This window comes from Rhodanobacter thiooxydans LCS2 (assembly GCF_000264375.1).
GTDB classification, from domain to species: Bacteria; Pseudomonadota; Gammaproteobacteria; order Xanthomonadales; family Rhodanobacteraceae; genus Rhodanobacter; species Rhodanobacter thiooxydans.
In genome coordinates this window covers 25,263-43,675 of the sequence record NZ_AJXW01000057.1, presented here as the reverse complement: position 1 = coordinate 43,675, position 18,413 = coordinate 25,263, and the positions used below count along the sequence as shown (strand labels likewise).

Below are 18,413 nucleotides of genomic sequence, written 5' to 3'. Positions count from 1 at the left end.
CGCCGGTTTTCCGCCCGGTTCGCGCCCGCGTGCGTGCTAGGCTTCCGGCGACGTCGAAATTCTGTGAGGCAAGCCACGACATGACAGTTGCGCCCGTGCCGTCAGCGGTCCGTTTCTTCGCCATCCTCCTCGTGCTGTGGATGGGCGCTTCGACCCCCGCCACGGCGACGACGCACCCCGGCCAGGCCGAGCTGGTGCGCGAGGTGGCACGCGAGACCGGCAAGAACCCGCAGGCGCTGAATGCGCTGCTCGACGGCGCGAAAAGGCAGCAGGCCATCCTCGATGCGATCAGCCGCCCGGCCGAGGCCAAGCCGTGGAAGGACTACCGGCCGATCTTCCTCACCCAACAACGCATCGCCGACGGCATCGCGTTCTACCGCGCGCACCGCGCGCTGCTGGAGCAGGTCGGCAAGCAGTACGGCGTGGCACCCGAGTACATCGTGGCGATCATCGGCGTGGAGACCAGCTACGGCCGCAACACCGGCAAGTACAAGGTGCTCGACGCGCTGGTCACGCTGGGGCTGTATTACCCGCCGCGGGCGACGTTCTTCCGCGCGCAGCTGAAGGAACTGCTGAGCCTGCCGGACAACCACCTGGCCGGGCCGGTCGACACGCTCACCGGCTCCTACGCGGGCGCGCAGGGCTGGGGCCAGTTCATGCCCACCAGCATCCGTGACTTCGCGGTGGATGCCGATCACGATGGCCACATCGATCTGTCGAATTCGCTGCCGGACATCTTCGCCAGCGTGGCGAACTACTTCGTGCGGCACGGCTGGATTGCCGGCGGCCCGGTGGCGGCGCGGGCCCAGCCGGATGGCGCGGCGAAGCCGATCGCGGTGAAGGACGCCACGCCGCAGTGGCCGCTGGAGCAGCTGGTGGCGTGGGGCTACGCGCCGCTGCAGCACCTGCCACCGGGTGAACCGGCCAGCCTGCAGACGCTGGAAGGCCCGAGCGGGCCGGAGTACTGGTTCACCTTCCAGAATTTCTACGTGATCACCCACTACAACCGCAGCCCGCTGTATGCACTGGCGGTGGACCAGCTGGCGCAGGCGATCGCCGCCGGCGTCGGCCCGGCGGAAACCACGCGATGAGGGCGGCAGGCGCTGCGGTGCTTCTGCTGGCGGCTCTGCTGCTGGCCGGCTGCGGCGGTCATCGGACCAGGCCCTCGCATGGCGGCAGCCGGCAGGATCGCGCCTGGGGCCAGCCGGCAGACAGCCGCGGCGGTTTTTACGACGACCTCAGCAAGCCGCAGGGCAGTCGCTATCGCGACGGTGCCGACAGCGTGCCGCCGCCACTGGACGTCAGCAAACTGGTCGAGCCGGTGCCGAAGGTCGAGCCGCGTTCGCTGTACGGCAACAAGTCGCCGTACAGCGTGCTCGGGCAGACCTACCGCGTGCTGCCCAGCGCGCGCGGCTACGACGAGCGCGGCATCGCCTCGTTCTACGGCAACAAGTTCCACGGCTACAAGACCTCCAGCCTGGAAACCTACGACATGTACACGTTCAGCGCGGCCAGCACCACGCTGCCGCTGCCCAGCTACGCGCGGGTCACCAACCTGGAGAACGGCAAGAGCGTGATCGTGCGGGTCAACGACCGCGGCCCGTTCCATCAGAACCGGCTGATCGACCTGTCCTACGCCGCCGCGGTGAAGATCGGCATCTGGCCCAAGGGCACCGGACTGGTCGAGGTGCGCGGGATTGATCCGTCCACTCCGGCGCAGGAACTGCCGCTACCGGTTGCGGTCCCAGCCGGACAGCCGGACATCTATCTGCAGGTGGGTGCGTTTGCCGACGCCGACAACGCCGAAAGGCTGGCCCGGCGCTTGCGCCAGGCCAACCTGGGTGCGGTGCAGGTGAGCGACGCCACGGTCAACGGCCGTCGCATGCGCCGCGTGCGCGTGGGGCCACTGGCCAGCGTGGATCGCGCCGACCAGATCAGTGCCCGGATCGAGAACATGGGTCTGCCGCGGCCCCAGGTCGCAGTAGACTGAGCAGGATTTGCGCACCCTTTTTCCTTCCGCCGGCGCCGCGACGCCGACACCAGCCATCGGACCGATTTCCACGATGAATTTTCTCCGCCGCACCCTGATCCCGTTCGCCGCCGTCCTGCTGGTCGGCGTTGCCGTTGCCCAGACGCCGCCGCGCCCGTCGCCGGTACCGCGTCCGGTGGTGCCGGACGCGCCGGTGCCGCCGCCGCCGGATGTCGACGGCAAGAGCTGGGTGCTGATGGACTACGCCACCGGCCAGATCCTCGCCAGCAAGGAGCCGGACCTGCGCGTGGAGCCGGCCTCGATCACCAAGGTGATGACCGATTACGTGGTCTCCGCCGAGATCGCCAACGGCAAGATCCACATGACCGACCCGGTCACCATCAGCGAGAACGCCTGGCGCGGCGGCGGCGCCGGCACCGACGGTTCCACCAGCTTCCTCAAGCTCAACAGCCAGGTGCCGCTGAAGGATCTGCTGTACGGCATGATCATCCAGTCCGGCAACGACGCGGCGATCGCGCTGGCCGAGCACACCGCGGGTTCCGAGCCCGCGTTCGCCGGGCTGATGAACGCCTACGCCAAGCAGCTGGGCATGGTCAACTCGAACTTCCAGAACGCCTCCGGCTATCCGATCGCCAACCACTACACCACCGCGCATGACATCGCGATCCTGTCGCGCGCGCTGATCCACGATTTCCCCGAGGACTACGCGATCTCCGCGGTGAAGGAGTTCGAGTGGAACGGGATCAAGCAGCACAACCGCAACACCCTGCTGTGGCGCGACCCCAGCGTGGACGGCATCAAGACCGGTCACACCGCGGCCGCCGGCTACTGCCTGGCCGCCTCGGCCAAGCAGGGCGAGGCGCGCATGGTCGCGGTGGTGATGGGCGCCAGCAGCGAGAAGGCGCGCGCCGATTCGGCGATGGCGCTGATGAGCTACGGCTTCCGCTTCTACGAGACGCACAAGCTGTACGGTGCCGACAAGCCGCTGGCCACGCCGCGGCTGTGGAAGGGCGCGGCGAACCAGCTGCCGCTGGGCGTGGCCGACGACGTGCTGGTCACCGTCAAGCGCGGCCAGTACGACCAGCTCAAGGCGACCATGGACATTCCCGCCACGCTGATCGCGCCGTTCACCAAGGGCCAGCAGATCGGCACGCTGCGCATCACCCTGGATGGCCAGCCGGTGCAGAGCGTGCCATTGATCGCGTTGCAGGATGCGCCGCAGGGCGGCTTCTTCTCGCGCCTGTGGGACAGCATCCTGCTGTGGTTCCACAGCGACAAGAAGGCCGATGCCCCGGCACCGGCCAAGGGCGCGGACGCGAAGTGATGCAGCCGATCGACTTCAGCAAGGCGAAGCAGGAAGGCAAGGGCTTCCAGTTTCCCGGCGAGTTCGAGATCACCGCGGTCGGCAACGCCAGCGCCAACCTGCCGGCGCACGTGCCGCAACTGCTGGAGCGTGCGGGCCTGCACGTGTTGCATGAGACCGTGCGGCATCGGCACTCCGGCGCCGGCAACTTCGTCTCGGTCACGGTGAGCTTCGGCTGCGATACCCGCGAGCAGTACGAGGCCGCGCACCACGCGCTGCGTGCCGACCCGGATATCCGGTATACGTTGTGAGAGCAGGGAATAGGGAATCGGGAGTGGGGAGTAGGGAAGGCTGGCGTTCCCGGTTGCCTATGCCTCGACAGCCAGCATGAGCCCCCTGCACGCTTTCCGCCTCAAGCAACGATTACCCGTCCCCTTTTTCCGATTCCTTCGCCGACAGTGAACACCGATTTCCCATTCCCTATTCCCGCTTCCCTGCCCCTGAAAATCCGCCGCCTCGGTCGCCAGCCCTACGCGGCCACCTGGAAGGCGATGAGCGCGTTCACCGACAACCGCACGGCGGACACGCCGGACGAGCTGTGGCTGCTGGAGCACGACCCGGTGTTCACCCTGGGCCAGGCCGGCAAGATGGAGCACGTGCTGGCGCCGGGCGACATCCCGGTGATTCCGGTCGATCGCGGCGGCCAGGTGACCTACCACGGGCCGGGCCAGATCGTCGGCTATCCGCTGATCGACCTGCGCCGCGCCGGCGTGGGCGTGCGCGAGCTGGTGCACCGGATCGAGCAGGCGCTGATCGACACGCTGGCGCACTGGAACGTGGTGGCGGTGCGCCGCGAGGGCGCGCCCGGGGTCTACGTGGCGGACGCCAAGGTCGCCGCGCTCGGCCTGCGCGTGCGCCGCGGCTGCAGCTTCCACGGGCTGGCCTTCAACGTGGCCATGGACCTGGAGCCGTTCCACCGCATCAACCCCTGCGGTTACAAGGGTTTGGCGGTCACGCAGCTGCTAGACTTGGGCGGTCCGTCGCAGTTGGCCACGGTCGAGGACGTGCTGGTGGAGGAGTTTTGCCGCCAGTTCGGCTTCACCGCCGCGCCCGCCGCTCCCATTCTGCCCGAACTCCCCGCCCGCATGGCGGTCTGAGCCGTCTACCCATGAGCGAAATTTCCGCCCCTTCCCCCAGGATCATCCCGCTCGCCGTGGTCAGCGGCGCGCCCGCGGGCGAAAAGCAGCTGGGCAACGACAAGATCGCGCTGAACCGCGCCGGCTTCGATACCGGCGCGCCGACCCTGCGCAAGCCCAGCTGGATCCGCGTGCGGCTGCCGCAGGGCAACGCCGTGCAGCAGCTGAAGGCGCGCCTGCGCGAGAACTCGCTGGTCACGGTGTGCGAGGAAGCGTCCTGCCCGAACATCCACGAGTGCTTCAGCAAGGGCACCGCCACCTTCATGGTCCTCGGCGAGGTGTGCACCCGGCGCTGCTCGTTCTGCGACGTGGCGCATGGCCGCCCGGTGGCACCCGATCCGCTGGAGCCGGCGCGGCTGGCCGAGACCATCGCCGACATGCGCCTGAAGTACGTAGTGATCACCTCGGTCGACCGTGACGACCTGCGCGACGGCGGCGCCGAGCACTTCGCCGCCTGCATCCGCGCCACGCGCCATGCCAGCCCGCACATCCGCATCGAGATCCTCACCCCCGACTTCCGCGGCAAGGGCCGCATGGAACGCGCGCTGGAGATGCTGAAGGACTTCCCGCCGGACGTGTTCAACCACAACCTGGAAACCGTGCCGCACCTGTACCGCGAAGTGCGCCCCGGCGCCGACTACCAGTGGTCGCTGGACCTGCTCAAGCGCTTCAAGGCGCAGCACCCGCAGGTGCCGACCAAGTCCGGCATCATGCTCGGCCTGGGCGAAACGATGGAGCAGGTGCTGGAGACGATGCGCGATCTACGCGCCCATGACGTCGAGATGATCACCATCGGCCAGTACCTGCAGCCCACGCCGCACCATCATCCGGTGCTGCGCTACTGGAGGCCGGAAGAATTCGATGCGCTGCGCGCGGAAGGCGAGGCGATGGGTTTCCACCACGTCGCCTCCGGTCCGCTGGTGCGCTCGTCCTATCACGCCGACCTGCAGGCCCATGCAGCCGGCGTCACCGAGTCAGCCTGAGAACCCCCATGAAATTTCGTCCCGCGCTGCTCCTGCTGCTTGCCTTCACCGCGACCTGCGCGTTCGCGCAGTCGGCCGCTGACCTCGGCGCCGGCAAGGCCCGCAAGGCGGCTACCTGGCCGCTCACCTCCACGCCCGAGGAGGCGCAGGCCGCGCAGCTGTCGGCGCGTTTCCTGACCCGTTTCCACTACGACGCGCAGCCGCTCGACGATGCGATGTCGGCGCGCATCTACAAGGCGTATTTCAAGCTGCTGGACAGCGAGAAGGTGTTCTTCACGCAGGCCGACATGGCCAAGTTCGCGCCGCTGAAAACCCAGCTGGACGACGCGATCTGGAACCAGGACCTGTCTGCGCCGTTCGCCGTGTTCAACCTCTATGTGCAGCGCGCGGTGGAGCGCATGAACTACGCGCGCGGCCTGCTCAAGCAGGGCTTCGACCTCGCTGTCGACGAGAGCTACACCTTCGATCGCGAGCACGCCGACTGGCCGAAGGACCAGGCCGAGTTGAACGACCTGTGGCGCAAGCGCACCAAGAACGACTGGCTGCGCCTGAAGCTGGCCGGCAAGGACGACGCCGAGGTCCGCAAGACGCTGGACAAGCGTTACGCCAACTATATCGAACGGGTCCGCCAGCTCGACGGCCAGGATGCGTTCCAGGCCTTCATGACCGCGTACGCGGAGACCACCGACCCGCACACCGACTACCTCGGCCCGCGCGCGGCGGAGAACTTCGACATCGCGATGAAGCTGTCGCTGGAAGGCATCGGCGCGGTGCTGCAGCCGCGCGACGACTACACTCAGATCCGCGAGCTGGTGCCGGCCGGGCCGGCCGCCAAGTCCGGGCGCATCGAGGTGGGCGACCGCATCGTCGGCGTCGGCCAGGGCGACAACGGCCCGATCGTCGACGTGATCGGCTGGCGCCTGGACGACGTGGTCAACCTGATTCGCGGCAAGAAGGACACCACCGTGCGGCTGGAGGTCATCCCCGCGGACGTCGGCGTGGACGGCAAGCACGAGATGGTCAGCCTGGTGCGCAAGAGAGTCAGCATCGAGGAGCAGGCGGCGAAGAAGAAGATCGTGGAGATCAAGGACGGCGAGGCCACCCGCAAGATCGGCGTGATCGAGCTGCCCACGTTCTACTCCGACTTCGGCGCGCGCAACGCCGGCGACAAGGATTTCAAGAGCGCCACCCGCGACGTCGCCCGGCTGCTCGGCGAACTGAAGCATGAGGGCGTACAGGGTGTGGTGATGGACCTGCGCAACAACGGCGGCGGCTCGCTGGCCGAGGCCAATACGCTGACCGGCCTGTTCATCGACAAGGGCCCGGTGGTGCAGGTGCGCGACTCCAAGGGCGGGGTCGAGGTGCAGGGCGACGACGACCCGGGCATGGCCTGGAGCGGGCCGCTGGCGGTGCTGGTCAACCGCGGCACGGCGTCGGCTTCGGAGATCTTCTCCGCGGCGATCCAGGACTACCACCGTGGACTGATCATCGGCGAGCCCACCTTTGGCAAGGGCACCGTGCAGAACCTGGTGGACCTGGACCGCTTCGCGCAGGGCGACAGCGAGAAGCCGCAACTCGGCGAGCTGAAGATGACCATCCAGGAGTTCTTCCGCATCAACGGCGGCTCCACCCAGCTGAAGGGGGTGACGCCGGACATCGCGTTTCCGAAGAACGGCGACGACAAGGACTTCGGCGAGTCGACCTACGACAACGCACTGAAGTGGACGCAGATCGCGCCGGCCGGCTACCAGGTGGTGGCCAATCTCGCCGCCTACCTGCCGCAGCTGCAGCAGAAGCACGCCGAGCGCGTGGCCCATTCGCCGGCGTGGAAGCTGATGCTGGACGAGCTGGCGCAGTACCGCAGCATGCGCGCGAAGACCTCGGTCTCGCTGAACTTCGCCACGCGCGAGGTCGAGCGCAAGCAGCTGGAGGCGATCCAGGCCGACTTCCGCGCGCGGCACAAGGCCATCGACGGCAGCGACGCCTCGCTCGCCGACGAGGCGAGCAGCCTCGACGACGGTCTCAACGCGAACGAGCGCAGCCTGAAGAGCGAGCTGAAGCAGGAGAAGGACGCGAAGAAGGCCAAGGACGTGCAGCTCAACGAGACCGCGCACATCCTGTTCGACGCGATTGGCCTGATCAAGGCCAACCCCCAGCTGGCCGCCGAGGTGCTGCCGTATGGCGGCAAGTTCTCGCCCCACGCACTGGCCAGCCTGCCGGCAGCGGCCGCGAGCAGCGTCGCGCACTGAACAATCCGTTCCCGCATGACGGAAAAGGCAGCGCACGGCGCTGCCTTTTCGTTTCGTGGGTAGGAGCCCGCTTGCGGGCGATGCTTCTGGAGCCGGGATCCGGAATGACCCGACATTCGCTGTTGAAAACCGGGATTCGCCAGGGCAAAAGCATCGCCGCGCAAGCGGGCTCCTACGTCTCGTAGCCGAGGCGGTCGAGCCACGGCTGCAGCACCGGCAGCACCGGCTCGAACTGTTCGCGGTAGTGCTGCCAGCGGTCGACCGCCCTGCGATGGACGCCTTCGGTGACCTGCGCGTAGCTGGGCGTGCTGATGAAACGCTTGCGCCGCGCGTGTTCGGCGAAGCGCGTCATCGGTGACGCATCGGCGGTTTCGAGGAACTGGCCGAGGCGCGCAACCTGCGCGTCGAACTGGCCGACCACCGATTCGTAGCGCCACTCCAGCACCTGCGGCGCGAACGCCTCGACGTCGCGCGACCACTGTTCGAAGGCGTGCGCGTAGCCCTGCGCCAGGCGCTGCAGCGACGAGCACAGCACCATGAAGGCCGGCGAGCGGAACGCCTGCATGCTGCAGCTGAGCAGCACGTCGCACGGATGGCGCAGGCACAGGATGATGCGCGCGCGCGGGAACAGTCGCATGATCATCGGCAGGCACAGCATGTTGAGCGGATTCTTGTCCACCAGGCGGCGCTCGCCGAGCCCCGGCAGCACCCCGGCGACCCGGCGCCAATAGACGCTGCGCAGCTGGTCGACATCCTGCTGGCTCAGCGTCGCCAGGTCCGCCGGGTAGTGCTGGCCCACCAGCTCCATGCCTTCGATCAGCTCATGGATGTAGGCGCGCTCGTCCATGGACTGGAACGCCGGATGGGCGTCGAGCATCTGTTCCAGCAAGGTGGTGCCGGAACGGGGGAAGCCGACCACGAAGACCGGGCTGTGCCGGCCGTCGGGCGAGCACAGCGGCGGCCAATCGAGCGGGACACACCGGCCGGATGCCTCGCCACCGAGCTGCAACGGCCGGCTGTCGGTCGCCAGCAGTTCGGGCACCACGTGGCGGGCGATTTCGAGCTGCACGGCATGCGCCTGCTGCAAGGCCTGCCACGCCTCGGCATACCGCCCTTGCCGGTCGCAGGCGGCGGCCAGGCCGAAGGCGGCGCTGGCGCGGGCCTCGTTGTCGACGGCACCGTCGAGCGCACGCTGGTACAACGTCGCGGCGTCGGCCGGGGCGGCCGCGCGCATCGCCAGTGCCGCGTGCGCGCGCCAGCCATCGGCGCGCGCCTGCTGCGCCTCCGCCGGCAGCGCTTCGAGCGCGTCCAGCGGCAGCTGCCGCAGCTCGTCGCGTGCCGCGTCGATGCGGTTGTTCCTTTCGTGCAGCAGCACGCGCTGCGCGGCGATGCGCAGGCGCATGACCGTGGCCGTCGGCTCGGCGGGCAATTGCGCCTGCGCCAGCGCGTGCAGCGCCGCGTCCGGCTGGCCCTGCGCCGACAGCATGGCGGACAGCAGCAGGGCCTGCTCGGCCGGTTGCGCGGGCCAGTCGTCGGCGCCTTGCAGCATCGCTTCCTGCTGGGTGTTGTCGCCGCAGACATGGCAGGCATAGGCCGCCTGCAGCCGGGCTTCGATGAACGCCGGGCTCAGTTCCACCGCGTCCAGCAGGGCCTGCCGAGCGTCCATCCAGCGCTGCTGCTGCGTGTACAGCAGGCCCAGGTTGTAGTGCACTTCGGCATCGCCGGGTGCCAGCGCCAGCGCGGTGCGCAGGGCCTGCTCGGCGCCGGCCAGGTCGCCCGCCTGACGGCTGACCACGGCCAGGTTGTTCCAGTACGCCGAGACCTCCGGCCGCTGCTGCGCCAGCTGCCGGAAAGTAGCGGCGGCCTGCGCCGGGCGTCCGGTGGCCTGCTGCGCCAGGCCGAGCAGCAGCAGCACGCCTTCGTCGTTTTCCTGCGCCGGCGTGGCCTGCCCGGCCAGGGCGATCACCCGCTCCGGCTCGCCGGCGTTCCAGGCGTCGGCCATGGTGCCGGCCAGGTCCGTGTTCGCGGTGGGCATGCCTTCTCCGTCGATGGCCTTGCGTAACCCATTATGCAAGAGGGCCGCGAATGTTCGCGGCCCTCCCGTTTGTTGCCGGTTTGCTCAGACGATCAGAACTTGACCGTCGCCCGCGCCCAGTAGTAGCGGCCGAGCACGTCGTACGTGGCGGTGTCCACGTTGTAGTTCGAACCGTTCTGGTAGACCAGCGGCGGCGCCTTGTCCATGAGGTTGTCCACGCCGACGTCGAAGCGGGTGTGGATCGACGGCACCGCGTAGCCCAGCTGGATCGAGTGGTAGATCACCGAAGCCACCGGAATGTTCACCCCGGCAATGGCGGCGTCGGCGTTGAGCGCGGTCAGCTTGTTGATGTAGCGCGACTGCCACTGCGCGTTCCAGTTGCCCTTGTCCCAGTTGAGCGTGACCGTGCCGCGCCAGCGCGCGATATTGCCGAACTGCGGGCTGAGGGTGCCGGCGTAGTTGACCGTCTTTGCGCCCGGCTCGCCGGGTGTGGCGTTGACGTTGTACGTCGACGTGTAGCTGGTGCTGAGGCCGGCGCGGAAGTTGCCCGGGTCCACGCTGCCCAGGTTGAAATGCGGGATCTTGTAGCGCAGCGTGTAGTCGATGCCGGTGGTGCTCAGGGTGCCCAGGTTGACCACCGGCGTGTTGATCAGGAACACCTGGCCGGGCTGCCTGCTGGTGCTGTCCTCGCGGTGGATGAACGAGCAGTACTGGCTGCTGGCGTTGTTGTAGCAGGAGTTGACCACGGTATCGGCGGTGATCGCCGTGAGCGTGTCCCTCAGGTAGATGTGCCAGAAGTCGAGGCTGGTGGACACGCCGGGCAGCCAGTCGGGGTCGTAGACCAGGCCGATGTTGATGGACTTGCCCTTTTCGGGCTTCAGCGTCGAGCCGACAGTGTTGGAGCCGGAGTAGAACGTGTTGACCTGTGCGGGCGAGTTGCCGGCCCAGTTCACCGGAACGAACTGGCATGCTGCCGCATGCGCCGCCAGTTCGGTCGCGCTGAGTCCGACGCAGGGATCGTTCAGGTTTGGCTGGACCAGGGTGCGGCCATCGTAGAGTTCATTGAGGTTGGGCGCGCGGAACACCTGTGAGATGGTGCCGCGTACCAGCAGGTCGGCAATGGGACGCCACTCGATCGCGAGCTTGCCGTTGGTGGTGGTGCCGGTGGTGCTGTAGTTCGACGAGCGCACGCCGAGGTCGAGGTTCAGCGAGTGGGCCCATGGCTGGTCGGCAAGCAGCGGGATCAGCGTCTCGGCGTACACCTCCTTGACGTTGAAGCTGCCGCGGCCCGGCGAACCGCAGGCTTCCTGCAGGATCTGGCAGGTGGTTGTGGTCGGATCGAGCACGGCGAAGTCGCTCACCGTGTAGTTCATGAACTGCTTGCGGTACAAGGCGCCGGCGGACAGCTGGACCGCGCCGGCGGGCAGATTCCACAGCTCGCCGCTGGTGTCGAACTGGGCCTGCTTGGTGGACTGGGTGTAGATGTAGATCGGCGTCTTCACGCCCTTCCTCAGCTGGTCGCCCACGCTCGCCTGGTCGAAGATGTTGGCGCCGCCGTCGACGGCTGCCTGCAGCGACGGGATGTCCACCTCGTTGGTGTCGCGCTGGTCACGCTTGGTGTGGCTGTAGTTGACCGACGCGTCCCAGGTCCAGCTGCTTTCCTGGCCGAAATTGCCGCGCAGCCCCGCGTTGATCTGCGAGGTGTCGGTGGTGTAGTGGTGCACGCGGGTGCCGGCCCCGGTGAGGCGGGTCTGGAAGTTGTAGCCGCTGTTCGGGTCGCCCGGAACCGGGTTCTGGCTGAAGGTGATGCCGAACGGATTGATCGGGTTGCTGGAGGAGATGATCAGGCCGTCGCCGGTGCCGACCGGCGAGGGCGCGTCCTGGCCGCTGGATACCGTGTGGTTGTAGAACGCATCGACGAAACCGGTCAGATTGTCGGTGAAGTCGTAGCTGCCGAGCACGAAGCCATTGGTGCGCTTCTGCGCGGTCTGGATGTAGTTGAGCGCGGCGTAGTTGAAGGTGTCCGAGGGGAGCCGGCAGCGGTAGTCGCCCAGCGAGGAGCCGTTGCCCGTGGCCAGGGTCACCTGCGCGTAGCCGCTGGAATTGAGCTTGCAGCCGTATTGGCTGGCGATCGACCCGGGCACCTGGATACGGCCGGTCGGGATCGAGCTGGAACCGGCCGGGATGACCGAGCCGCTGGACAGGTACAGCTGCTGCTTGGAGAACTTGCGCCTGGAGGCGAGCGTCGCGTCGTACTTGTTGTAGTCGAGGCCGGCGGCAATGCTGTAACGCTCGCCGGTCATGCCGCCGGTGAGGTTGAACCCGCGGCGCTGGGCGTCGCCATGGCTGGAGATGCCGTCATTCAGGCTGAACTGGGCGCCCTTGAAATCCTTGCGCAGGATGAAGTTGACCACGCCGCCGATGGCGTCGGAGCCGTACACCGTGGAGGCGCCTTCGGCCAGCACGTCGACCTTCTCAATCATGTCCGGCGGGATCAGGTTGATGTCCGGGTTGGACATGCGCTGGCCGTTGACCAGCACCAGCGTGCGGCTGATGCCCAGGCCGCGCAGCGAGACGCGCGAGGCGCCATCACCGGCTTCCAGCAGCGGGCTGGCGACACCGCCGCCGTTGCTGTTGTTCTGCGGGTTGGTCGCGTTGCCCGAAATGCTCGGCATCTGCTGCAGCACGTCACCCAGCACGGGCTTGCCGGAGTTGCTGATGGTCGCGCGGTCCAGCGTCACCACCGGGCTGGCCGTCTCCACGTCCACGCGGCGGATCAGCGAGCCGGTCACCACCACCGCTTCCAGATTCTTGGCCTTGCTCTTGGACGGCGGCGTGGCCTGGTCCGTCGAGGTTGGGTTGTCCGCCTGCGGTGCCTGCGCCTGGGCCACGCCCGCCGCGGCGAAGACGCCCGCGGTCAAGGCCAGTCGCACCGCCAGTGACAAGTGATTCATGCCGTATTTCATTTGTTCTCCCCATTGGATGTTGTTATGTGATGCGTTCCCAGCCCTCGAACCTGTCGCGCCCCTCCCGGGTACACACTGGAACACGCCACGACAACCACCCGCGGTGCCCAGCCGGCAAGAGACTACTCTCAGTAATGGCCCCGCGCACCACCACCATCGGTGCGGTCGACGCTCAGTCCGCCCGCACTCAGGACCGGGGCGGTGCGGCAGGCGCCGTCCCGCTTTCGCGGTTGAAGTCGCCGATGGCGGCGACCAGGTCGGCCACCGCCGCCCGTTCGGCCTCGCTGAGGTCGGGGTTCCAGCTGTCCAGGATCAGCACCACGCGGGTCTGCGTGCCGCGGTTCCATGCTTCGTGCTCGAAGGTGTCGTCGAAGGTGACGCAGCGGCCTTGTTCCCACACGTGGGTTTCGCCACCCACGCGCAGGGCGCAGTCCGGCGGCACGATCAGCGGCAGGTGGGTGACCAGGCGCGTGTTGGTGACGCCGCGGTGCGGCAGGATGTGCGTGCCTGGACGCAGCACCGAAAACAGCGTCTCCGGCGCGTGCTCGCGCACCCGCACCAGTGGCAGCGAGTCCAGCATCGCGCTGGTGCGCGGGCAGCGGGTGCAGTGCAGGTCGTGGCGCTGGCCGTGCCGGTAGAAGAAGAACGCATCCCAGGCCGGCCCCTGCGTGCCGGACGAATCGAGCAGTTCCCCGCTGGCGTTGGTGCCCAGGAACGGCACCAGATCGTCCTGGGCGAGCACGCCGCGCAGCTCCTCGCCGATCGTCCCGGCGGCCGCCTCCAGCCGCGCGTGCTCCGGAAAGCGCTCGCGCGGATAGAACGTGCGGCTGGGAATGCCGGGAAAATACAGGAAGGTGGGACGCTGCCGCGGGTCCGGCAGGTCCGCTTCCCGCTCATGCAGGTAGATCGCCAGGCACTGGTCGACGCGGGTCAGCTCCGAGCGGCCGTAGCGTTGGCGCAGCGGCTCGATGACCGCGTCGAACAGTTCGCGCCGGCCGGCCGCCACGAAGCGCGCGGCATGCTTCACCGCCTCGCGCAGGCCGGGCGCGGTGGTGTCGTCGCTGAGCCAGCGGCCCTGCGCCTGCGCGGCGTCGAGTGCGCCGAGGTAGGCCAGCATCGCCTCGTGCCGACGCCCCAGCTGTTCGAGCGCCACGCCCAGGCGCAGGCGCGCCACGAACATGCCGGGTGCGAGCTGCAGGCCCTGGCGCAGGCTGTCGACGGCGGCTTGGTGTGCGCCGGCCAGCATCTGCACCTCGCCGAGACGGTGCAGCACGGCGGCGTCCTCTGGCTCGGCGCGGTGCGCCGCGGCCAGCAGGGCGATCGCGCGCTCGGCATCGCCCCGGCCAAGCTCGCAAGTGGCCACGAACTGCAGCGCTTCGGCGTCGTCCGGCAGCAGCTCCAGCAGGCGCCGAAAGGCCTGCTCGGCGGCTGCCGTGTCGCCGCGCTGCCAGGCGGCCAGCGCCTGCTCGCGGCACGAGGCGGAAACGGCAAGGGGGGGCGGCTGCATCGGCAGGATCCATGGCTGGACGTGCGGTGATTATAGGGACGCCCGCGGCCGTCCGATCGGTTATTTCCCCGCGCGCGGCGCTGCCCGCTGCTGCTTCATCCATTGCTGGTAGGCCACCACGTGCGGCATCTCGCGCAGCACCTTCGAGCGCGGGTCGACGATCAGCAGGCTGCCGGCCGGCACCTGCAGCTGGCCGCTGCCGTCGCTCATCGGCAGGGTGTGCAGGGTGTCGCCCACCTGCACCTCGACCGGCATCGGGAACGGCTTGCCATGCTGGGTGACCCAGCGCAGCTTCAGCGTGTCGCCCACGCGCTGCTCGTCCAGCCGCGGCAGCGTGGCGTCGCGCAGGTAGACGTCGAAGAACCAGTCGAGCTTGCGGCCGGTGACCTGGTTGACGATCGCCACGTAGTCGCCGGTGCTGGCGTAACGCGGGCTGAAGTTGCCCGGTCTGGGATCGGGGCGGCCGTAGACCAGCCGGCGGATGCTGTCGAAGAAGGCCTCGTCGCCGATCAGCTGGCGCAGCGTGTGCAGCATCAGCGCGCCCTTGTTGTAGATGTCCTGGCCCGGGCCGGCCTTCTCGTCGTAGACCTGTTCCTCGGTGCGGCTGCTGCCGGAGACGATCGGATGGCGGTTGCGCAACTTCAGGCGCAGCTCGTGCAGCCAGCTGAAATAGTCCATGTCGCCGTTGAGGTACTGACTGTACAGCGACTGCATGTAGGTGCCGAAACTTTCGTGCAGCCACATGTCGTCCCAGTCGGCGTTGGTCAGCTGGTTGCCGAACCACTCGTGGGCGAATTCGTGCTGCAGCAGGCTGTCGTAGCCGTAGCCATTCAGGCGGTAGCGGTTGCCATAGGCGTTGATGGTCTGGTGTTCCATGCCCAGGTGTGGGGTTTCCACCACGCCCATCTTCTCGTCGCCGAACGGGTACGGGCCGATCTGCTGCTCGAAGAAATCCAGCAGGCGCGGGAACTCGCCGAACAGTTGCCGCGCACCGGCCGCATGCTCGGGCAGGTACCACAGCTCCATCGGGATGGTGTTGCCGTAGCGGCTGGCGTAGTTGCCCTCGAGCAGCTTGAACGGACCGACGTTGATCGAGATCGCGTAGGTGTCCGGGTGTTTGGCGCGCCAGTGGTACGTGTGGCTGTCGCCTGCATCGGTAATGCCGACCAGCACGCCGTTGCCGGGTGCGGCGAGCGTCTTCAGCACGGTGATCCAGGTATCGACCAGGTCGGGCTCGCCCTGCGGCTGGTCGATGCACGGCCAGAACAGGTCGCAGCCTTCGCCCTCGACCGCGCTGGCCACCCACGGCTGGCCGTCGGCGGTGTGGCTCCACACGAAGCCGCCGTCCCACGGCGCCTTCTTCGCCACGTGCGGCTTGCCGCCGTAGCGGATCGTCACGCTCAGCTTGCCGCCGGTGGCCAGCGGTGCCGGCAGCCGGATGCGCAGGCGGCCGTCGGGATTGCTCCACGCGCTGGCGGCGAGCGGACGGCCGTCCAGCTCGATCGCGCCGATCGGCAGGTTGCGGTCCAGGTCCAGCAGCAGCGTGTCGGTGGCGGACTTGGCGGTGAAGCTCAGGATGGCGCGTGCGTCGATGCTTTGCGTGGCTGGCAGCACGGTGAAGTGCAGCTCGGCGTGGTCGAAGTGCACGCGCGCCTGTTCGGCCGGCATGCCGCCGCCGGAGCTCAGCGTCTGCGCGGTCAGCGCCGGTCGGGCCGGTGCCGCGGTGCGGGCGACGGGAACGCCGGTGCAGGCGGCGAGGCCGAGCGCCGCGCTGATGGCGAGCAGGTGCAGGCGGAGCGGCATGGCGGGTTTCCGGCCGGGGAAACCCGCAGGATGCAGTCTTTCACTGCGGCACGACAACGCCGGAAGTCATGTTGCCGTAGCGCTGGTGCAGGAACGCGAACATCGCGCGCAGACCCATCGCCTCGCCGCCGCGCGGGCGGCCGGGGCGGTCGGCGTCGTTCCAGGCGTAGGTGTCCAGGTGCAGCCACGGCGTGCCGTCCGGCACGAAGCGCTCCAGGTACAGCGCCGCGGTGATCGCGCCCGCGTGGCGCGACGCGCCGGCGTTGGCGAAGTCGGCCAGGTAGGAATCGAGCATCTTGCGGTACGGCCGCCACAGCGGCAGCCGCCACAGCGGATCGTCGACCGCGCGACCGGCGGCGAGCAGCGCGGCGGCCGCGGCCTCGTCGTTGGCGAACAGCGCCGGCAGGTCGGGCCCCAGCGCCACGCGGGCGGCGCCGGTGAGGGTGGCGAAATCGAGCATCAGCTCCGGCTGCTGTTCCGCGCCGTAGGCCAGCGCATCGCACAGGACCAGGCGGCCCTCGGCGTCGGTGTTGTCGATCTCCACCGAGTGGCCGGCGCGGGTCACCACCACCTCGCCCGGGCGCAGCGCGTTGCCGGCCACCGCGTTTTCCACCGCGGGGATCAGCAAGGTGAGGCGCACCGGCAGTTGCGCCTGCATCACCAGCCCGGCCAGCGCGATCGCGTGCGCGGCGCCGCCCATGTCCTTCTTCATCCAGCGCATGCCGTCGGACGATTTCAGGTCGAGCCCGCCGGTGTCGAAGCACACGCCCTTGCCGACGATCACCAGCTTCGGGTCCGCCTTGCGGCCCCAGCTCAGCTCGACCAGCCGCGGCGCGCGATGGCTGGCGCGGCCCACCGCGTGGATGGTCGGGAAGTTCGCCTTGAGCAGCTCCTCGCCGACCCAGTCGCGCACCTTCGCCTGATGCGCCTTGCCGAGCCGCTTCACGGCATCGCCGAGCTGCTCCGGGCCCATGTGCTCGGTCGGCGTGTTGACCAGGTCGCGCACCAGCGCGGTGGCTTCGGCCAGCGGCGCCAGCTGTTGCAGCTGGGCCGCCGGTACGGCGAGCCGGGCCGGTGCACGTTTCGCCTGGCGGTAGCGGGTGAACTGGTAGGCGCCCAGCGCCCAGCCCAGCGCGGCCTGCAGCGGATCGGCCAGCACGCCTTCGTCGGCGAGATGGTAGGTCGCTTCGGGCAGGCTGCACGGCAGTGCGGCCAGCGCCGCCAGCGGCTCGCGCGGATCCACGCCTGCCAGCACGCGCACCGGCTTGCCCGTGGCATCGGACAGCAGCGCGTACGTGCCCGCCGCCGCCTCGAAACCGCTGTCGGTCAGCCAGCGTCGCTGCGCCGCGGTGAGCCGGCGACGGGTCGCGGCGTAGTGTGCGGCGTCGGTGGTCTCGATGGCGATGCTGCGGCGGTTGCCGGACTGGCGTTCGATCAGGGCGGACATGCGGGATCCTTCGGGCTTGCGGCGGCACGGTGCGCCACGACATGGGCGATGAGCCGGCAATGATGCGCGCATCGCGCACAGCTTGCCTATGGTCCCTTGGTCAGCGGGCGCCGTGCGCGTCGAGCCAGTTGGCCAGCTCGGTCATGTCGCGCAGGTCCAGCTCCGGCGCCACGCCCAGTTCGGCTGGCCAGGGCAGGCCCGCGCGGTTAATCCAGGCGGTGCGCAGGCCGGCGTCGCGGGCGCCGGCCATGTCCATCGCCGGATCGTCGCCGACGTGCAGGATCTGCCCGGGCGCCACGCCCAGCCGTTCGGCCGCGGCCAGGAAGATGCGCGGGTCGGGCTTGGCCACGCCGCTGTCGCGCGCGCAGACGTGGTGGGCGAAGTGCGCGTGGATGCCGATGCGCTGCAGGTCGGCATTGCCGTTGGTCAGGCTGGCCAGCGGCCAGTGCGTGGCGATCCGTTCCAGCGCGGGCAGGCTGTCCGGGTACAGCTCCACGCGGTTGCGCGCGGCGAAGTAGATTTCCCATAGCGCTTCCACCGGCGCGTCATCCACGCCGCAGGCGGCGAATGCCTGCTGCAGGGTGAGCTGGCGCTGGCGGGTGAAGTCGTGCGCCAGGTCGAGCCGCTCGGCAGCGACCTGCAGGCGCAGCGCACGCATGGCTGCGATCGGCCACGCGCGGGCGACCTCGGGGTGGTGCTGCCGCAGCCACGTGTCCACCGCCTGGTCGGCGCGTTCGAGCGCCGGCAGCACCGGCCACAAGGTGTCGTCGAGGTCGAGCGTCAGCGCGAGGATCGGCACGTCCGCGCGGGCTCAGCACTCGAGAAGAAAGCCACTTCCCGTGGTTTTCTTCTGTCGCGAGTCCGGTACATGCCCGGACTCGCTCATGCGAATCAGCCACTGACGTGCCCGATCCGCGTCCGGCCATCGGGCAAC

13 protein-coding genes are annotated in these 18,413 nt (G+C 68.8%); 7 read left to right on the top strand and 6 right to left on the bottom strand.

Annotated features, from left to right (window positions below):
* Positions 1-80: 80 nt before the first annotated feature.
* From mltB to UUA_RS12125, 7 genes are all read left to right on the top strand, one after another.
* Positions 81-1,091: a lytic murein transglycosylase B gene (mltB, locus tag UUA_RS12155; RefSeq protein WP_008437266.1), complete on the top strand. Its 1,011-nt coding sequence runs from the start codon at positions 81-83 to the stop codon at positions 1,089-1,091.
* Positions 1,088-1,990: a septal ring lytic transglycosylase RlpA family protein gene (locus UUA_RS12150; RefSeq protein ID WP_008437265.1), complete on the top strand. Its 903-nt coding sequence runs from the start codon at positions 1,088-1,090 to the stop codon at positions 1,988-1,990. The genes mltB and UUA_RS12150 overlap by 4 nt, the downstream gene beginning before the upstream one ends.
* Before the next feature lie 73 nt (positions 1,991-2,063).
* Positions 2,064-3,314, top strand: a complete 1,251-nt coding sequence (locus tag UUA_RS12145) for a D-alanyl-D-alanine carboxypeptidase family protein (RefSeq protein WP_008437255.1) — start codon at positions 2,064-2,066, stop codon at positions 3,312-3,314.
* Positions 3,314-3,604 carry a DUF493 family protein gene (locus tag UUA_RS12140; protein WP_008437244.1) on the top strand — a complete coding sequence of 97 codons (291 nt, stop codon included), beginning with the start codon at positions 3,314-3,316 and terminating at the stop codon, positions 3,602-3,604. Before UUA_RS12145 ends, UUA_RS12140 begins: the two co-directional genes overlap by 1 nt.
* Positions 3,605-3,787: 183 nt before the next feature.
* The gene (lipB, locus tag UUA_RS12135; RefSeq protein WP_081491559.1) at positions 3,788-4,450 is read left to right on the top strand and encodes a lipoyl(octanoyl) transferase LipB; all 663 of its coding nucleotides are present in this window, start codon (positions 3,788-3,790) and stop codon (positions 4,448-4,450) included.
* A gap of 11 nt (positions 4,451-4,461) precedes the next feature.
* On the top strand, positions 4,462-5,472 hold the full coding sequence (gene lipA / locus UUA_RS12130; RefSeq protein WP_063107748.1) for a lipoyl synthase: 1,011 nt from the start codon (positions 4,462-4,464) through the stop codon (positions 5,470-5,472).
* A gap of 8 nt (positions 5,473-5,480) precedes the next feature.
* The gene (locus tag UUA_RS12125; protein WP_008437241.1) at positions 5,481-7,721 is read left to right on the top strand and encodes a carboxy terminal-processing peptidase; all 2,241 of its coding nucleotides are present in this window, start codon (positions 5,481-5,483) and stop codon (positions 7,719-7,721) included.
* Between the two features lie 172 nt (positions 7,722-7,893).
* Here UUA_RS12125 and UUA_RS12120 read toward each other — a convergent pair whose 3' ends face one another.
* From UUA_RS12120 to UUA_RS12095, 6 genes are all read right to left on the bottom strand, one after another.
* On the bottom strand, positions 7,894-9,756 hold the full coding sequence (locus tag UUA_RS12120; RefSeq protein WP_008437240.1) for a tetratricopeptide repeat-containing sulfotransferase family protein: 1,863 nt from the start codon (positions 9,754-9,756) through the stop codon (positions 7,894-7,896).
* Positions 9,757-9,848: 92 nt separating this feature from the next.
* Positions 9,849-12,710, bottom strand: a complete 2,862-nt coding sequence (locus UUA_RS12115) for a TonB-dependent receptor domain-containing protein (RefSeq protein WP_008437239.1) — start codon at positions 12,708-12,710, stop codon at positions 9,849-9,851.
* Positions 12,711-12,909: 199 nt separating this feature from the next.
* A complete protein-coding gene (locus UUA_RS12110; protein ID WP_008437238.1) occupies positions 12,910-14,229 on the bottom strand; it encodes an aspartyl/asparaginyl beta-hydroxylase domain-containing protein in 1,320 nt (439 codons plus the stop codon).
* A 60-nt stretch (positions 14,230-14,289) separates the two neighbouring features.
* Positions 14,290-16,032 carry a M1 family metallopeptidase gene (locus UUA_RS12105; RefSeq protein ID WP_008437237.1) on the bottom strand — a complete coding sequence of 581 codons (1,743 nt, stop codon included), beginning with the start codon at positions 16,030-16,032 and terminating at the stop codon, positions 14,290-14,292.
* 40 nt (positions 16,033-16,072) lie between these two features.
* A complete protein-coding gene (locus UUA_RS12100; protein WP_008437236.1) occupies positions 16,073-17,479 on the bottom strand; it encodes a leucyl aminopeptidase family protein in 1,407 nt (468 codons plus the stop codon).
* Between the two features lie 100 nt (positions 17,480-17,579).
* A complete protein-coding gene (locus tag UUA_RS12095) occupies positions 17,580-18,278 on the bottom strand; it encodes an HAD family hydrolase (protein WP_008437235.1) in 699 nt (232 codons plus the stop codon).
* Positions 18,279-18,413: the final 135 nt, after the last annotated feature.